Raw genomic sequence first — 14,628 nt, 5'->3', positions numbered from 1 at the left:
GGTTTGTCAGGCTTTCATACGCATAACAAAGTCTCATATTAAAATGGGCTCTTTGCACAAGACGTTTGATCACACTATGCCTTATCTGACTATCGAAGACACAATCGGCAATACGCCCCTGGTACAACTCAAACGTATCCCCGGCAGCGAAGCCGAGCAGAGGAATAACGTAATCCTAGGCAAGATGGAAGGCAATAATCCTGCCGGCTCGGTGAAAGACCGGCCGGCTTTGTCGATGATCAAACATGCCGAAGCGCGCGGCCAGATCAAGCCCGGCGATACCCTGATTGAGGCAACTAGCGGCAACACCGGGATCGCCCTGGCGATGGTGGCAGCCATGCGCGGCTACAGGATGGTGTTGCTGATGCCGGAAAACCTGAGCGAAGAGCGGCGCCAGAGCATGGCGGCATACGGCGCCAAGATCATCCTTACCCCAAAGACCGGCGGCATGGAATATGCGCGCGACCTGGCGGAAAAAATGCAGAAAGACGGTGACGGACTGATTCTCGACCAGTTCGCCAACCCGGATAACCCGCTCGCGCACTACGAAACCACCGGCCCGGAAATCTGGCGCGACACGGAAGGACGCATCACGCATTTTGTCAGCGCGATGGGCACCACCGGCACCATCATGGGCGTTTCCACTTACCTGAAAGAGCAGAACCAGGCTATCCGCATCATCGGTGCGCAGCCGGAAGAGGGCTCGCAGATTCCAGGCATCAGGAAATGGCCGGAAGCCTATTTGCCCAAGATATATGAGCATTCAAGGGTAGACCAGATTGAATCAGTCAGTCAGGCGGCGTCGGAACATATGGCGCGCAGGCTGGCGAGCGAAGAAGGGATTTTCTGCGGGATATCTGCGGCGGGGGCTTGCGAGGTGGCGTTACGGATTTCGCAGCAGGTAGAAAACGCGACGATCGTTTTCGTCGTCTGCGATCGTGGCGACCGCTATTTGTCTACCGGCGTTTTCCCTGCCTGAAGCAGGCTTCAAGCAGGGACGCGGCTGGCATGCCGATTACTTCAGCTTTTCGGCTTCGATCTTGCTCTTTGGCTTGAACTGCTTGTCGCTGATACGGAATTTCTCGCGACGGTCGCCCATCAAGGCGCGCAGTTCACGAATCGTCAGGTCGCTGACTTCGTGCATGCGGATCAGCAGCGATGCGCCAACCGGCAAGCGGCGATGGCGGATTTTGCTGATGACCGGTGGCGCTACTTCGAGCGAGCGCGAGAGTGCGGCATCATTTTTCAAGTGCAACTTGTCGATCAAAGAGTCGAGCAGATGGTTCGGATCGTAAGTTACCTGCTCATCGAGCTTGTTGCTGGTCGGTGCGTCTGGGGTAGTGTTAGTCATAATCAATTGATTCCGTTATCCTAGTTGATATATGGGAAGTGTTTGTGCAATATGTAGCGAACTATTACCAAGTGCACCTCCCAGTTTTATTGGCGAAACTACAACTTGCCGTATTTTATACTGATTTTGAGCACATATTTATCATAAAGAAACTCCCTATCTTTTTCTTCATGGGACAGCTGATACCGCTAAGTACATTGCACAGCATGTTGTACATTACATTGGTAACAAACAACCTACCTTTGTTTAGTGACCAAATATACAAATAAGTTGCACAAGCTCAATTTAAAATTTTCTTATTACGATGTCTATTACTATTTAGTAACTTTCCGTAAAAATTGCAAGGAACACCATTTTTACAACATTCTAATATTGTTAAAATAATAATCAAGACTGTTTTTGTTGATCCCCCTCCCCAAGTAGTTTCCGCCAGCCATCTAATCCCAATTGTTGCAGGGTCCGCATGTTTTTATCGAATATCTGGGCGGCCTCGGGGAACGCATCAACCGCGCGCTCGACGCTGATTTCACGTAACAGGTGCAAGGTAGGATAAGGCGCGCGATTGGTATAGTTGCTGATGTCGTCTATGTCGGTGCCGGCGAACTGATACTCGGGATGGAAACTGGCAACCTGGATTTCGCCGTCCAGTTCAAGCTCCTCGACCGCTGCATCGGCGACATCCAGGAAGTCGTTGTAGTCCAGGAAATCACGCAGTGCATCAGGATGTATCAGCAGGGTGGTGTCGATTGCTTCTGGATCTGCCTGCTGCAGCAATTCCAGCTCCGCCATCAGGTCCACCAATAACTCTTCCGGCGTCTGTGCACTGCTGACGACGTAACGAATCTGATCCTTGATAAATACCGCTTTGGCAAACGGGCAAAGGTTTAGCCCGATCACGGCACGCTCCAGCCATAATTTTGTGTGAGCGATTACTTCGCCGGAAAACGGCATCATATCTGTTGAGGAGGTAGTGGATGAAGCAGTTTTCATGAGATTGGGAAGCATTATTTACAAACAATTTAGATGAATATAAGGATGAATCCGGCGGCATCAAGCGTTGCCGCAGGCACTTCCGGCGCCCATATATGTGCTCCAGGCGGCGCAAATCGGGTTATTCTTCCGATCCCGTGACTGCGACACACCGGGTTTGATTCAACTATATATAACAATAGGCGTTATGGCCCTTAAAGCAACTATTTTCAAAGCCGATCTGCAAATTGCGGATATGGACCGTCATTATTATCAGGAGCACGCGCTGACGCTGGCCCGCCATCCGTCGGAAACCGACGAGCGCATGATGGTGCGCCTGCTGGCGTTCGCCCGTCACGCCTCGGCTGCGCTGGTATTCGGCAAAGGCTTATCGGATGCCGAGGAGCCTGATTTGTGGGCCAAGGACCTGACCGGCGCCATCGATCTCTGGATCGAAGTCGGCCAGCCTGACGAAAAGCGCATCCTCAAAGCCTGTGGACGGGCCGCGCAAGTGGTGGTCTACAGCTACAGCAGCACCAGCCACATCTGGTGGAACCAGATCAGCAGCAAGGTAGCGCGCGCCCGCAACCTGACCGTCATCAATATTGCTGCCGCCAGCAGCGAGGCCCTGACCGGTTTCGCCCAGCGCAGCATGCAATTGCAGTGCACTATCCAGGATGCGCAGATCTGGCTGAGCGCCAACGGCCAGACCGTCGAGGTCGAACTCAGCGTCAGCAATCCCTGATTTATTGCGCAGTGCGCGCCACCCGCACCGCACGTCCCAGGTCCACTACCGACATCGCGTAAAAGAAGCTGCGGTTGTACTGCGTGATGGCGTAGAAATTATCGGTGCCGAGCCAGTACTCGGCCGGCGCCTGGCCGTTTTGCAAGTCGATCAGGCCGTACCGTATGTCGTTCGGCGGCACTACGCCAGGCACTACGCCGGCCGCGGTCAGTTCATCCAGCGGATATTTGGCTTCCAGGCCTTGCCCGATAAAAGCCTGCCAGCGGTTTTCGGCGCTGGTGTCGGTCGACAGCGTCGCCGGGAAGACCACCGGCAGGCCGGTTTTCCAGCCGTGTTCAGCCAGGTAATGGGCCACGCTGCCGATCGCATCGACCGGTGAATTGCGTAAGTCGATTTTCCCCTTGCCGTCAAAATCCACGCCGTACTGGCGGATGCTGCTCGGCATGAACTGCGGCCAGCCTATGGCGCCGGCGTATGAGCCCAGCAAGGTAAACGGATCGATGCCCGACTCCCGGGCGTACAGCAGGGTACTTTCCAGTTCGCCGCGGAAAAACGCCATGCGCGCTTCGCGCGTTGGCGTATTCGGATAATCGAACGCCAGCGTGGTGATGGCGTCCATCACCCGGAAGCTGCCGACATTGCGGCCGTACACGGTTTCGACGCCGATGATGCCGACGATGATTTCCGCCGGCACGCCGTACTGCGCCTCGGCCCGGTTAAGGGCGTCAGCGTAGGTATTCCAGAAATCGACGCCGGCCTGGATCCGCACCGGCTCGACAAAGCGGGCACGGTAAGCCGCCCAGTTCTTGGGTTTGCTGGCCGGAGCCGGCTTCATCAGCTGGATCGCGCTGTCGACGTAACGCACCTTGTTGAACATGGCGACCAGTTCATTCCGGTCGAAGCCGTTTTTTTCGACCATCTGGTCGATGAATGCCGAGACCTCTTTCCAGTCGGCGAAATTGGCGAACTCGCCATCGTCGGCAACGCTGCTCGCTTTGCGGATTTTTGCCGAAGTAACTTTGCCGGAACTGTTTTGCTGGGCCTGCAGAGCGGGACTGGCAGAGATCGCCAGGGCAAGAGCGCAAAGCTGGGCGACGGTAAGGAGACCTGGAGTTGATTTCATCGACATTGGGAAAGCAGTAATTTTAGTTGTGCCATCAAAGGCGCCGGCGGTTTATTGTGCGGCCCGTAGTCGGCGCCATACTGCAGGGCCTCGTACAAATCCATGAAGCGCTTGACCGCCATTTTGACGGAGGGCGACAGCGGCGAGTCGCCGGCGCACAGGCGACGGCCGTAAGTGGCCGGCCCTTCATGCTTGTTGCGCGCCATGCCGCGCCGCGCCATCTGCGCGCACAGCGCAGAGTATACCGTATCGAGCGGGTTGCTCTTGTTTCGCGCCAGCAGCAAGGGCAGGGTGACGCTGCCGGCTGCCACCGCGCCTATGGCCAGCATCACGACGCCCAGGCTGCGCCAGTCCAGCTCACCCAGTCCCAGCCAACGCATCAATCCCATTTGCCGCGCCGGCGTGTAGTTCAGGACCCATTGGTTCCAGCCATTGCTGAGCGCTTCCCAATTGGCGCGCAGCAGAGCCGTCGCGTTGTTCAGGCTCGACCACCAGCTGGCCTGGCCGGCAGGCCCTCCCAGCAGGTTGCCGAAGAAGGAACGCGGCAGCAGATTGCCGAGCTGGGTCTCGATCCTGTTCGGCGCCACAGCAGCCGTAGGATCGATCCTGACCCAGCCGCGCGGCGGCAGCCATACTTCGGCCCACGCGTGGGCGTCGGACTGGCGCACCGTCATCATGTCGTCGACCGGATTGATTTCACCGCCCTGGTAACCGGTCACCACGCGTGCCGGAATGCCTGCCGCACGCATCAGCACCACAAAGGAGCTGGCGTAGTGTTCGCAAAAACCGGCACGGCTGGAAAACAGGAAATCGTCGACGCTATTTTTGCCGAGCAGCGGCGGCTCCAGCGTATAGCTGAAATTTTCATTGCGGAAGAAGCTCAGCACCGCCTTCACCAAGGCAGCATTGTCCGGCCATTTTTCATGCAGGCTGGCGGCAAATTCCAGCGTGCGCGGATTGAAGTTGTCCGGCAATGCCAGCGCCTGCTGCATGCCGCTTGCCGTGATCGGGTCTGGCGATGCCGGTCTCAGGTTCGATACGACATCGTAGCGGACACGCTCATTGATCGCTCGCGCTGCGCGCAGCTGGTGGTCGGCAGTCATCAGTACCGGGATGCCATCCAGGGTCGGCGCCAGCTGCGGCGTTTCCAGGGCAAACAGCCAGCGCTGGCCATTGGCTTCCATCGTGATTTGCTGTTGCACAGCGGTTGCCGGGTTAGGGCTGGCCACGGGTTGGATCTGGGTTTCAGCGTCAGCCGTATTGCGGCTCGCTCGTCCTTGGGTCCAGGTGCGGCCATCGAAATCGCTCAGCACTATGCCGCGCCAGTAGCGCTGGGCAGGAGCCGGCGGCGTGCCGGAGAATTTGACGCGGAACGCAATATCGTCGGATAAGGCAAGTTGCGCGATATTCCCCGGCGTCATATTGTCCGACATGCCGCTGTGTCCGCTGTGCGCATCGCCAGGCAAGCCCCACAATGGTCCCTGGATGCGCGGAAACAGCAGGAACAGGATCAGCATCAGCGGCAGCGCCATGGCCAGTATCGTGGCGCCCAGGCGCAGCCGCTGCTTGAGCGGCGGCACCATGCCGGTATATTGGAAAGAAAGCTGCGCCGTCAGGACCAGCACCAGGGTTGCCATCATCCACAGCAGGGACAGCATGCTTTGGGAATAGAAGAAAGTGGTGAGCAGCAAAAAGAAAGTCAGCAGCAGCACCACGAACAAATCGCGCCGCGCGCGCATCTCCAGCAGTTTGAACGTCAGCAACAGCGCCAGCATCGCCACCCCGGCATCGCGTCCGAATAAAGTGCGGTAGTCGATATAGACTCCGCCCATGGTGAGCGCCGCCAGCGGCAGCAGCAGCCATAGCGGCGGCAGGCGCTGGCCGCGCAAGGTGATCCAGGCGCGCCACAGCAGCAGCCCGCCGCAGACCAGCGAGTTCCACCAGGTCAGATGCAGGAAATGCGGCAGCAGCACCATGGCGCAGGCGCTGAGCAGCAATACGGTGTCGCTCTTGTCGCGCGACAGGGAGTGCACATATGTGCTTGAGATGCGGTACAAGGGTTTGCTCTCAAGCTCAGCCTTGATCTGCTGCATGGACCTGGTGTTCATGGCGCACCTTGGTAAAGCGCCAGCGCACGCAGGCAGGCGCGCTGGTGGGCCGGCCCCAGCGCTGCAGCATAAACGCTGTCGCCGAGGCGGAATGCATAGGCCAGCTGGCGCGCTTCCGCCTCCAGTATCCAGCGCGTCATGCGCGAGAGTTTGTCCTCGAGCGCCATGTCATAGGGCAGGGATGCAAAATCGATAGCCAGGTCGCTGACTGCGCCGCCTTCGAATTGCTTGGTGATCAGCTTGGCGTCGAGATCGGTGTCCAGCCGGGCGATCTGGCGCCAGGCCAGGTGCTTGAGCGAGTCGCCGCTCTGGTAGGTGCGCACGCCGGCAAAATCCTGGTGGCCGGCAACGCCGTTGCCGTCGCTCTTTTCGATCGGCGCCAGCGGCAACGGCGGCGCCGATGCCGACGCTTCCGGCTGCGGGTAGACCAGGGCCCGGCTGTCCGGCTGCCAGTAACTCCATGCGCGCAGCAAGCCAAGCGGAAAGCGGGTTCGCAAGCGTATCCTGGGAGCCGGCTGCCAGCCGCGGTGGGTGGTGGTCAGCGCCAGCGTCAGGTGGCTGGTGCTATGGGCCGAGACATCCATCGCGCGTTCTATGGCGGGCAGGCCGCGTCCGATGAAGCCGAGCATGATCGCGTAACGGGCATGCTTGCGGCGGTTTGTCAGGTGCAGCTCGAACAGCGCGTCCTCGCCGGCAAATACCGCGGCTGCCTTGCCTGCCGTCAGATACAGATAGGCGAGGTTACGGAAAGTCAGGTGCATGTCGATGACAGCGCAGGCAGCCAGCAAGAAGGTCAGGCCAAAACCGAGGCTCAGGTTGTAATTGACCGAGCACAAAAACAGCAATACCAGCACGACCGCAAACGCCAGCCCGGGACGGCTCGGTACGATGAACACGCGCCGCTGGGTAAGCAATACTTCACCCGCTTCGGCGTCGCGTAGCTGGAACAGAGACTGGTCGAGCCAGTTTCGGAATCGTTGGCGGAGAGATGTCAGCATAGTGGCGGGGGCAGGCTGGCAGCCATGAAAACGCCGGTTAAACCGCGACCGACTTCATCAGCTGCAGCACCAGGTCGCGTGCGCCAAGGGTGCTGCCGGCATGCGCCTTGAGCGGGCGCAGGCGATGCGCCGTCACCGGCACCAGGACCGCCTGCACATCCTCTGGAATGACATGGTTGCGTCCTTCCATGGCAGCCCAGGCGCGCGCGCCCTGCAGCAGTGCGATGGCGGCGCGCGGGCTCATGCCTTCCGCGAACAGGCCGTTCTGGCGCGAGGCATGGGCCAGCGCTTGTACGTAGTCGATCAAGGAAGCGGAGGTATGGATCTGCTTCAATGCTTGCCTGGCTTCGATCAGTTCCGCCGCCTGCATCACCGGCGCGATCGATTTCAGCAAGACGCGGCGGTCTTCTCCCATCAGCAGCGCACGCTCGGCGGCGGCGTCCGGATAACCCAGCGACAGGCACATCAGAAAGCGGTCCAGCTGCGATTCCGGCAAGGCGAAAGTGCCGACCTGGTGCGCCGGGTTCTGGGTGGCGATGACGAAGAACGGCTCCGGCAGGTCGCGCGTCACGCCTTCCGCGGTGACCTGGCGTTCTTCCATCGCTTCCAGCAGCGCCGACTGGGTCTTGGGCGTGGCCCGGTTGATTTCATCCGCCAGCAGCACCTGGGTGAATACCGGGCCTGGATGAAATACAAAGCTGCTCTTCTCGCGATCAAAAACCGAAATCCCAACCACATCCGCCGGTAGCAGGTCACTGGTGAATTGCAGCCGGTTAAAGCGCAGGCCCAGGGAAATGGCCAGCGCATGCGCCAGGGTGGTCTTGCCGACCCCGGGCACGTCCTCGATCAAAAGGTGGCCGCCTGCCAGCAGGCATACCAATGCCTGGCGGATCTGGTGGTCCTTGCCGACGACGATCTGGCCGACCTGCTGTGCAACTGCGTGGATTTTTGCGAACATGGGTTTGTCTGGTGAGGGTAGCGTAACGGAGAGAGAATCATACAAACTTCCCCGGAGTTATCCTAGTTCCTTTGAAGAAATGCGGTGTTTTTTTCAAGCAGTCGCGATTTCAGTGGGCCGATTCGACGGGATTGGGCGGATACGCTGACCCATCCCCCGGTTCTTGGGTACACTAACAGGATCGCAGCCCCATTTTCAGCAAGACTTTTGGCGAGATCAATTGACTACTGCTTTCTATACCCATCACGATTGCAAGCTGCACGACATGGGCGCCGGTCATCCGGAATCGCCGGCAAGGCTGCAGGCGATCGAAGACCAGCTGATTGCCAGCCGCATCGACCAGCTGCTTGATTACCGCGGCATGCCGCTGGCGCAAGAGAGCGACCTGGCGCGCGTGCATAGCGCTGCCATGATTGCCCTGGTCAAAGAGCATAGCCTGGCGCTGGCCGGCAAGGCGGGCTGCTATCCGCTCGATCCCGACACGTCGGTCAACGCGTATAGCTGGCAAGCCGCGCTGCGCGCCGCCGGCGCGGCACTGGCAGCGACCGACGCCGTGCTGGCAGGCGAAGTCAGCAATGCCTTCTGCGCGGTGCGTCCGCCAGGGCACCACGCTACCTCTCGCACCCCCATGGGATTTTGCCTGTTCAATAACATTGCGCTTGCCGCCCGCCACGCGCTGGAGGCGCACGGGCTGGAGCGGGTGGCGATTGTCGATTTCGATGTCCATCACGGCAATGGCACCGAAGAGATTTTTGCGCATGATCCACGGGTGCTGATGGTCAGTTTTTTCCAGCACCCGTTTTACCCGCATTGCGGTACCGAGCCGGAAGGCGACAATACCGTCAACATCCCGGTGCCGGCCTACAGCGATGGCGCCGTGGTACGAAAGTTGGTGACGGAGCAATGGCTGCCGGCGTTGAATGCGCACCGGCCGCAAATGGTCTTTGTTTCGGCCGGCTTTGACGCGCACCGGGAAGACGATATGGCGCAGATGGGGCTGGTCGAGGCAGACTACACCTGGCTTACCCGGCAAATCATGGCAGTCGCCGCAGAACATGCGGAGGGCCGCATCGTCAGCTGCCTGGAGGGCGGCTACAACCTGTCGGCGCTGGGCCGCAGCGTGGTCGCGCACATGAAAGTGCTGGCCGAACTCGAATAACCATGTTGCTGCAGGGGCATGGGAAAAGGCTTCGGGAGGGCCCGGCCAGGTGCGGCGGTTTGACGTTCTGCGTCCTGCGCCATGCGATGCGCGGCCTCGGGATTGAGGTAGGACCGGAATAAGTCCGTACAATAGCGGTTTATTTTAGCCAGACAAGACTACGCATGTCCATACAATGGTTCCCCGGCCACATGAACGCCGCCCGCAAGAAGGCGGCGGAAGCCATGGAGAAGGTCGATCTCGTGATCGAAGTGCTCGACGGCCGCCTGCCGCAAGCCAGCTGCAATCCCATGATCGAACAGCTGCGCGTGTTTCGTCAGCGCCCTTGCCTGAAGATCCTGAACAAGAGCGACCTGGCCGATCCGGCCGTGACGCAGGCTTGGCTTGCCTATTACAACAGCCAGAAGAATGTCCACGCAGTGGCGCTGAGCTGCAAGAAACCTTCGGACGTGGCCAAGATCCCGGGTTTGTGCCTGACCCTGGCGCCGCACCGCGGCACGCCCTTGAAGCCCTTGCGCATGATGATCATGGGCATTCCCAACGTCGGCAAATCGACATTGATGAACGCCTTGCTGAAGCGCCGTGTGGCAGCGGTAGGCGATGAGCCGGCCGTGACCAAGGTGCAGCAGCGGCTGTACCTGGGCAACAATATGGTGCTGATCGATACTCCCGGCATGTTGTGGCCGAAGATTGCCCACCCGAGCGACGGCCTGATGCTTGCCGCCAGCCATGCCATAGGCACCAACGCATTGATTGAGGAAGAGGTCGCCACGTTCCTGGCCGATGAACTGCTGGTTCGCTACGCGCCCTTGCTGGCTGCGCGTTACGGCATCAAGACGGAAGGCATCGACGGCGTCAGCGTGATCGAAGGTGTGGCGGTGCGGCGGGGATTTCGTCTCAAGGGCGGCGACCTGGATCTGGAAAAGGCCGCGCATACCTTGCTGCAAGATTACCGTACCGGAGCGCTAGGCCGCATCAGCCTGGAAACGCCGCAAACGCGCGCCGCCTTGCTGGCGCGCCACCAGGAAGAAATCGCGCGGCGCCAGGCGGAAGCCGAGGCGGAGGCGGAAAGCGACGGGCAGGACGATACCAGGTAGCTTGCTCCAGCTCTGCAATGAACCCGCAATGACTATGTCATTGCGGGTTTTTTTATTGCCTGGGCGGTCTGCGGGCGGTTATAGGATAGGGCGGATTTTGCTGTCGAATTGGCAATCAACTTTACATTTCCATTTGTCGTACAGGATTTCACTGCGCTACGACAAAAAATTCTCAAGCAACGTTAACACGCTGCGCAGCTTTGTTCCTCTGCTGGCCTCATATGTCATGTCAAGCTTTGAAGCAGTGTCTAATTTTTCTGGAAAAAATTGCAATTTAAGCTAGATGAAATGATATTTCCTGCGATCGACAGATCGCTTTGTGATGATCAGATTTTAATGTTTGTTCACATAATTTCTCATTTGTAATTTATTAATTATAAGAAACATTATTTATCATTTCCACGAAGAAATAAATGGCAAATTTGATTCTATTGAGCAAGTTTATATTTCAAGGCGGAGAATTAATTCGATCTATTTTCCTTGATTCCAGGAACCCCCTCATTTTTGATATTCAAAATCTATATAACTTATAAATCCCTATCTATATAGGGAGGTATGGTTTTTTTTGGAAAAAATAATGCAAATAAGGCAATAAAAGTAGAAATTTTTCTGAAAAACTTCATCATCATATACAAATTTATTCGTTGTTTATTGGCGACTTTAGGGAACTTATTTTGATGACATAAATGTTAATTGAAATTAACATTTGGCACTTCCATCAAATTATGAATCTGGACATTTATTGATGTCCAAATTACATCATTGGATGAAGTGCTGAGCGTCTTGGAAAAATGGGTATTGCGCAAATCGCGGCGCCTTCATTTGCTTGTCGGCAATTTTGACAGGACAAGCCGGATAGCGGTTTGAATTGGCTGTTTTTTTTATGCAGCAAAGTGATTGGCAAGAAGGACTCAAAGTAGCAACGAATGTTACTTAAAGTCCAATATTGTTAATTTAAAAAAGGCAACTGCGGAACTGGATTCCGCTCGCCTGGCAAGTCGTCTGAGCTCCAAATTTTTCAATCGAGGTCCGAGGCAAGTGCCCAAGTCACTTGAACTCCCTGCCTTTGATGCGATGAAGCCGAGTTCTTTTTGGTTATGAAACGTCAAATTTTCAAGGTGGAAAATGAGTAAATTGCATCAGAGGACATCGATCGAATCCTTGCTCAATGGCGCACGGCCCTTGTGCGGCGGGTTCTGCAGCGCACTCAGGATGGTGAAACTGGCCGCGCTGTTTGCCGCCGGCATGCTGTTTTCGGCGGCCGCAATGGCGCAATCTGCCGACGCCGCCATTGAGACAGCGAAACAATGGCTGGCTCTGGCCGATGCCGACCAGGCGGGGCAGATGTGGGAGCAAAGCGCTGCCTTGATGAAAGACCAGTCTGACCGGAAAACCTGGGTCGCCTATATCGCCACCGCCCACAGCCAGTACGGTGCGGCACCTGACAAGCGCATCTGGCAAGCGATGGAGCATCAGATCGATCACCCCAGCTTGCCTCGCGGCGAATTTTCCAGCGTCACCTTTATATCGGGTTATGCCAAAGCACGTGCCTGGGAAAAGGTCGCGCTGGTCTGGCAGAACCAGCGCTGGGTCCCGGTCGGCTACCAGTATGGTCCGGCAGAGACCGCTGCGAAATGACGCCGTGCCTGCATCCCTTTGGCTGCGCTCAATTATTTCCCTATTTTTTTCCATGTGATCTCGCTTGCGCGATCAGTCTGATCCCTTGCAGCAAGCCTCACCACATCTTGAATCGAGCTTTTCATGAATAAAGTCTACCGTACCGTCTACAGCGAAGCACTTGGTGCCTGGGTTGCTGTTTCCGAAAATACCGCAGCGCGCGGCAAGCGCAGCAGCTCGAAAGTGGGGGCTGCAATTGCCGCTGCGGTATTGGGGGCAACCGTATTGATGTCCCCAGCTGCATTTGCGAGTTATACCAACGGTACTTCCGGCACGACTACTGGAACTGGCTCTACGGGTATCGCTATCGGTTCGGGGACTGCTGCCTCGGGTGGACAGGCATCGGCAAACAATACCGGGGGTACTGCAATTGGTAGCGCTGCGACCGCGACTGGCCAGCAAGCTACTGCCGTGGGAAATGGCGCAATTGCCGGAGACACGGCCGCTGTCGCGTTAGGTAATGGAGCAAACGCGGCTACCGCCTATAGCATCGCCATCGGTAACAACTCGTCGGCGACGGGAGGGAGCTCAACTGCGATTGGATCCGGTTCCAAGGCGAGCGGTATCGGAGCATTTGCGTTGGGTGATGATGCCATCGCCGGCGGTGCTTCGTCGGTCGCGATTGGCGGCGGGGCCGGTACCGGCAGTGGTGGAGCAAGTGCTGCAGGAGCGCAATCCATTGCGATTGGTCAATTATCGGTCGTATCTAGCACCGCCGCCAATGCTGTTGCTATTGGTGTCGGGGCAAATGCAAAATATACCAACAGCGTGGCTCTTGGACAGGGCAGTGTCACCGGAACGGCCGCGCCTACCGGTGTTGGCTTTTTGACCGGAACCACAGCGCCCCTGTCTGAAATATCAGTTGGCGCTGCCTCCGCTTTGCGTCGCATCACCAATGTAGCAGATGGTTCTGCCGCTCAGGATGCCGTAACCGTTAACCAGCTGAGTACGGGAATGAGTACTACGACAAGCAGCATCAGCAGCTTGTCTACATCGACTTCCACAGGTCTGAGTACGACCAACAGCAGCGTGACGTCGCTGTCGACTTCCACCTCGACGGGCTTGAGTACGACTAATAGCAACGTGTCTTCGCTATCGACGTCTACATCGACCGGGTTGAGCACTGCCAATAGCAGCGTTTCGTCGTTATCTACATCCACTTCAACGGGTATCAGCACGTCACGGGTGGCGGAAGCCTCCTTGTCAACGGGCTTGAGCACCGCCAACAGTAATGTCTCTTCGCTATCCACATCGACTTCGACTGGCATAGCTTCTCTGTCGACGTCAACGTCGACCGGTCTGAGCACGACCAACAGCAGCGTGACTTCGTTGTCGACTTCAACTTCGACTGGGTTGAGCACGACTAATAGCAATGTTTCGTCGCTGTCGACATCGACATCGACCGGCCTGAGTACAACGAACAGTAATGTTTCGTCGCTATCGACGTCTACATCTACCGGCTTGAGCACCACCAACAGCAATGTTTCATCGTTGTCGACATCGACATCTACCGGCATCGTCTCGCTGTCGACTTCAGCTTCGACTGGCCTGAGTACCACTAACAGCAATGTCTCGTCGTTGTCGGCTTCGACATCTACGGGCATTGCTTCGCTGTCGACTTCGACTTCGACCGGTCTGAGCACGACTAACAGCAACGTGTCTTCGCTGTCGACTTCAACCTCGACTGGTTTGAGCGCGACAAATAGCAATATCTCGTCGCTGTCCACTTCGACGTCTACGGGCCTGAGCTCCACCAACAGTAATGTCTCATCGTTGTCGACTTCGACATCTACCGGTATTGCTTCGCTATCGACTTCAACTTCGACTGGTCTAAGTACCACTAACAGCAATGTTTCATCGCTGTCGACATCGGCATCGACCGGCCTGAGCACGACCAATAGCAGCGTTTCATCGTTATCTACATCCACTTCAACTGGTATCAGCACGTCACGGGTGGCGGAAGCCTCCTTGTCTACGGGGTTGAGCACTGTCGGCAGTAATGTTTCATCGTTGTCTACTTCGACTTCCACTGGCCTGAGCACCACCAACAGCAATGTGGTGTCGCTATCGACATCTACGTCAACTGGGATCGCTTCATTGTCGACATCAACGTCGACAGGCTTGAGCACGACCAATAGCAATGTGGCATCGTTGTCGACATCCACGTCAACCGGTATCGCCTCCTTGTCGACATCAACATCGACCGGTCTGAGCACTACCAACAGCAACGTGGCGTCGCTGTCGGCTTCCACCTCGACGGGCTTGAGTACGACTAATAGCAACGTGTCTTCGCTATCGACGTCTACATCGACCGGGTTGAGCACTACCAATAGCAGCGTTTCGTCGTTATCCACATCCACTTCAACGGGTATCAGCACGTCACGGGTGGCGGAAGCCTCCTTGTCAACGGGCTTGAGCACCGCCAACAGTAATGTCTCTTCGT

Annotated in this window: 11 protein-coding genes and 2 pseudogenes; 7 read left to right on the top strand and 6 right to left on the bottom strand. The window is 57.0% G+C overall.

The features are described from left to right. Positions 1 to 76: 76 nt before the first annotated feature. Entirely contained in the window at positions 77 to 979 is a 903-nt protein-coding gene (gene cysM / locus V8G57_RS24065) for a cysteine synthase CysM (protein WP_342831524.1), read from the top strand. A gap of 36 nt (positions 980 to 1,015) precedes the next feature. Here cysM and V8G57_RS24060 read toward each other — a convergent pair whose 3' ends face one another. Together V8G57_RS24060 and V8G57_RS24055 are read right to left on the bottom strand one after the other, a co-directional pair. After that, positions 1,016 to 1,351 (bottom strand): hypothetical protein, encoded by a 336-nt coding sequence (locus V8G57_RS24060; RefSeq protein WP_038492934.1) that lies wholly within the window; start codon positions 1,349 to 1,351, stop codon positions 1,016 to 1,018. A 387-nt stretch (positions 1,352 to 1,738) separates the two neighbouring features. Continuing rightward, the gene (locus V8G57_RS24055) at positions 1,739 to 2,341 is read right to left on the bottom strand and encodes a DUF1415 domain-containing protein (protein ID WP_342831523.1); all 603 of its coding nucleotides are present in this window, start codon (positions 2,339 to 2,341) and stop codon (positions 1,739 to 1,741) included. A gap of 187 nt (positions 2,342 to 2,528) precedes the next feature. Here V8G57_RS24055 and V8G57_RS24050 point away from each other — a divergent pair, with 187 nt between their 5' ends. After that, positions 2,529 to 3,065 carry a YaeQ family protein gene (locus V8G57_RS24050; protein ID WP_092400434.1) on the top strand — a complete coding sequence of 179 codons (537 nt, stop codon included), beginning with the start codon at positions 2,529 to 2,531 and terminating at the stop codon, positions 3,063 to 3,065. A gap of 1 nt (position 3,066) precedes the next feature. On the opposite strand, the gene mltB is transcribed toward V8G57_RS24050, so the two are convergent. The 4 genes from mltB to V8G57_RS24030 are packed head-to-tail and all read right to left on the bottom strand — an operon-like array spanning position 3,067 to position 8,252. Beyond that, positions 3,067 to 4,194 (bottom strand): lytic murein transglycosylase B, encoded by a 1,128-nt coding sequence (gene mltB, locus V8G57_RS24045; RefSeq protein WP_342831521.1) that lies wholly within the window; start codon positions 4,192 to 4,194, stop codon positions 3,067 to 3,069. After that, positions 4,185 to 6,296 (bottom strand): transglutaminase TgpA family protein, encoded by a 2,112-nt coding sequence (locus V8G57_RS24040; RefSeq protein ID WP_342831520.1) that lies wholly within the window; start codon positions 6,294 to 6,296, stop codon positions 4,185 to 4,187. Before V8G57_RS24040 ends, mltB begins: the two co-directional genes overlap by 10 nt. Then, positions 6,293 to 7,294 carry a DUF58 domain-containing protein gene (locus tag V8G57_RS24035; RefSeq protein WP_342831519.1) on the bottom strand — a complete coding sequence of 334 codons (1,002 nt, stop codon included), beginning with the start codon at positions 7,292 to 7,294 and terminating at the stop codon, positions 6,293 to 6,295. Before V8G57_RS24035 ends, V8G57_RS24040 begins: the two co-directional genes overlap by 4 nt. A gap of 37 nt (positions 7,295 to 7,331) precedes the next feature. Continuing rightward, the gene (locus V8G57_RS24030) at positions 7,332 to 8,252 is read right to left on the bottom strand and encodes an AAA family ATPase (RefSeq protein WP_092400442.1); all 921 of its coding nucleotides are present in this window, start codon (positions 8,250 to 8,252) and stop codon (positions 7,332 to 7,334) included. Positions 8,253 to 8,472: 220 nt separating this feature from the next. On the opposite strand from V8G57_RS24030, the gene V8G57_RS24025 reads away from it, so the two are divergent. The 5 genes and pseudogenes from V8G57_RS24025 to V8G57_RS26315 form a co-directional block, all read left to right on the top strand. Then, positions 8,473 to 9,411, top strand: coding sequence for a histone deacetylase family protein (locus V8G57_RS24025; RefSeq protein ID WP_092400444.1), 939 nt, complete (start codon positions 8,473 to 8,475; stop codon positions 9,409 to 9,411). Between the two features lie 164 nt (positions 9,412 to 9,575). After that, positions 9,576 to 10,508, top strand: a complete 933-nt coding sequence (gene ylqF / locus V8G57_RS24020; RefSeq protein ID WP_342831516.1) for a ribosome biogenesis GTPase YlqF — start codon at positions 9,576 to 9,578, stop codon at positions 10,506 to 10,508. A gap of 1,125 nt (positions 10,509 to 11,633) precedes the next feature. Further along, the gene (locus V8G57_RS24015; RefSeq protein WP_342831514.1) at positions 11,634 to 12,146 is read left to right on the top strand and encodes a DUF4019 domain-containing protein; all 513 of its coding nucleotides are present in this window, start codon (positions 11,634 to 11,636) and stop codon (positions 12,144 to 12,146) included. Positions 12,147 to 12,269: 123 nt separating this feature from the next. Further along, positions 12,270 to 12,401: pseudogene (locus tag V8G57_RS24010) on the top strand (ESPR domain-containing protein); the annotation flags it as partial. Positions 12,402 to 12,725: 324 nt separating this feature from the next. Then, positions 12,726 to 14,628: pseudogene (locus tag V8G57_RS26315) on the top strand (ESPR-type extended signal peptide-containing protein); the annotation flags it as partial.

This window comes from Collimonas rhizosphaerae, assembly GCF_038896935.1.
GTDB lineage: Bacteria > Pseudomonadota > Gammaproteobacteria > Burkholderiales > Burkholderiaceae_D > Collimonas > Collimonas rhizosphaerae.
Note: the sequence above shows the minus strand (reverse complement) of the source record. Positions and strands in the feature narration are given on the sequence as shown.

Excerpts from the sequence above, each read along its gene's own strand:
- V8G57_RS24055 (WP_342831523.1), bottom strand. The coding sequence starts at position 2,341 with ATGAAAACTGCTTCATCCACTACCTCCTCAACAGATATGATGCCGTTT.
- mltB (WP_342831521.1), bottom strand. The coding sequence starts at position 4,194 with ATGTCGATGAAATCAACTCCAGGTCTCCTTACCGTCGCCCAGCTTTGC.
- cysM (WP_342831524.1), top strand. The coding sequence starts at position 77 with ATGCCTTATCTGACTATCGAAGACACAATCGGCAATACGCCCCTGGTA.
- V8G57_RS24050 (WP_092400434.1), top strand. The coding sequence starts at position 2,529 with ATGGCCCTTAAAGCAACTATTTTCAAAGCCGATCTGCAAATTGCGGAT.
- V8G57_RS24035 (WP_342831519.1), bottom strand. The coding sequence starts at position 7,294 with ATGCTGACATCTCTCCGCCAACGATTCCGAAACTGGCTCGACCAGTCT.
- V8G57_RS24030 (WP_092400442.1), bottom strand. The coding sequence starts at position 8,252 with ATGTTCGCAAAAATCCACGCAGTTGCACAGCAGGTCGGCCAGATCGTC.
- V8G57_RS24015 (WP_342831514.1), top strand. The coding sequence starts at position 11,634 with ATGAGTAAATTGCATCAGAGGACATCGATCGAATCCTTGCTCAATGGC.
- ylqF (WP_342831516.1), top strand. The coding sequence starts at position 9,576 with ATGTCCATACAATGGTTCCCCGGCCACATGAACGCCGCCCGCAAGAAG.
- V8G57_RS24060 (WP_038492934.1), bottom strand. The coding sequence starts at position 1,351 with ATGACTAACACTACCCCAGACGCACCGACCAGCAACAAGCTCGATGAG.
- V8G57_RS24040 (WP_342831520.1), bottom strand. The coding sequence starts at position 6,296 with ATGAACACCAGGTCCATGCAGCAGATCAAGGCTGAGCTTGAGAGCAAA.